General features: G+C 47.0%; 2 protein-coding genes and 1 pseudogene. All 3 read right to left on the reverse strand.

What is annotated here, in order from left to right:
• On the reverse strand, positions 1-351 hold a 351-nt coding region (locus tag FGS84_RS30540; protein WP_138311883.1), incomplete at its 3' end, for a gamma-glutamylcyclotransferase family protein.
• 14 nt (positions 352-365) lie between these two features.
• Positions 366-1,409, reverse strand: a complete 1,044-nt coding sequence (locus tag FGS84_RS30545; RefSeq protein ID WP_002593802.1) for an amidoligase family protein — start codon at positions 1,407-1,409, stop codon at positions 366-368.
• A 15-nt stretch (positions 1,410-1,424) separates the two neighbouring features.
• Positions 1,425-1,783, reverse strand: a pseudogene (locus FGS84_RS30550) (type IV secretory system conjugative DNA transfer family protein); the annotation flags it as partial.

Raw genomic sequence — 1,783 nt, forward strand, 5'->3', positions numbered from 1 at the left:
AGAGGGAATTCCAAATGAATGCCCTGGTGTCATCACATAAACCATGGCCGGAACAATTTTTCCATCCAGTTCAATCTCCAGCATCTGCTTATCATAGAAATTCGGATACCCTTCATAAAGATCCAGCAATGCCTCGTCTTTCTTCTGAATCTCCCAGACCAGTATCGGCACAGTACTCCCTGCTTTAGGTTCTACGGTTGCCACAGCCCCCCTGCGGCCTCCCCGAAATAACAGTTCGTAATCCTTTAATTCACTCTTTCCTACTACCTTCGCAGTCGGACAACGAAATGCCATCTGCTCCAGATTCAGATTGCTCCCATAGGCAATATAAAGTCTTTGTTTTCCTTTCAATTTGCTTCCTCCTGTCACATTCGCATACAAAAAGCCGGGGATTCCTGTGCTTCCCCAGCTGATTCTAATTCCTCAATTGGATGAATGGTTTCCTGTCTCTGGATCCGTTCTGCCAATTCCTTCTCCCGCTTCTGTCGCATTCTTTCCTTTTGTGCTTCCGCCTGAGCCGGATCCTTCCAGGCAATACAGCCCGGCAGATTTGCCAGCAGATGTTGACGAGCTGTGGCGAATTCTTCCCCATTTAATCCTAGCCGTAAAAGCCAAGTGCGGAATGTATACTTCTCATTGCTGGTCTGAGTTTTTCTTCTGCTGGCGCAGGACTGATTCAGCGCTTGGGCGCCAATCGCCAGACAAAACTGGATATAGGCCTTAATCTTGCCTGCATGAAGCGTCCCATTGAACAGACGAAATTCCACTGTTCCTTTCTGAAAAACAGAATGAAGGTTCAGACAATGATAGCGGCTATCATCATAATGCTGGTCTCTGCGGCTCTCCCCGTTATACCAGATCCGTTCCACTGCCTCCATACTCTTTGGTTTTCTTCTGTTTAATTCTTCCAAAAATCGTGTGTCTACTGGCTGACACCACCGATGCTGTCGATCCACGGACACCCCCAGAGCTTTATAGATCAGATCTTCCTTGGCTGCCATGATATTAGTGATATTACGAAGGGTTCTGGCATCAAACGGTTCCGCATTGATATGCACATGGATACCGCAGCTTCCATTCGTCAGTGCCCCATGCTCTTTCAGCTTCCGGATGATCTCCTGAATCGTCACAATATCCTCATAGCGACAGATGGGACTTACCATCTCCGTCTGATATTCTCTCCCTGCATTGATCTTTCTCCCATTCGATTTTTTCTGCGCTGTTATACTCCCATCACTCATAAACTTCCACTGCCGCCCCTCCGTGTCAATGGCTGCATAGGTATCGTAATAGGTTCCCAGATATTTGACTCTAGTTCCAAAATACTCTGCCGTTACCTCAGCCGCTTTCGCACGGGTAATGCCGGTCATCTCAATCTCAATGCCAAATTTCTGCTCCTTTAACTCCATTCATAGTCTCCCCTTTTAGCGTCCTCCTGCCTTTCCGAACAGTCTGGCTTTGTGTTCCGGGGCATTTACCATTAAGTTATATCGCTCATTTCCACATTTATACAGGCAGACTCCCCGTTGTGGATACCGGATCAGGTTATACTCACTATCCTCCAGCTGCAGGGTATCCGTATAAAACTTGGCATCAATGCTCCCCGCATTGAACAGAAACTGATGCGTCGGGATGGAAAACAGCGGCTTGGTATACTCCCTCACGCCATCCAGATTAAAATCCTCTAGGTTCTGGCTGGCTATGATAACTGCAGAATCTTTTTTTCGCACACGCTTCATAAAATTTCTAACATACTCTACTGCAGTCAGGTTGGAAAGGAACA

Origin of the sequence: Clostridium sp. 1001271st1 H5, assembly GCF_005845215.1 — a bacterium.
Lineage (GTDB): Bacteria > Bacillota > Clostridia > Lachnospirales > Lachnospiraceae > Enterocloster.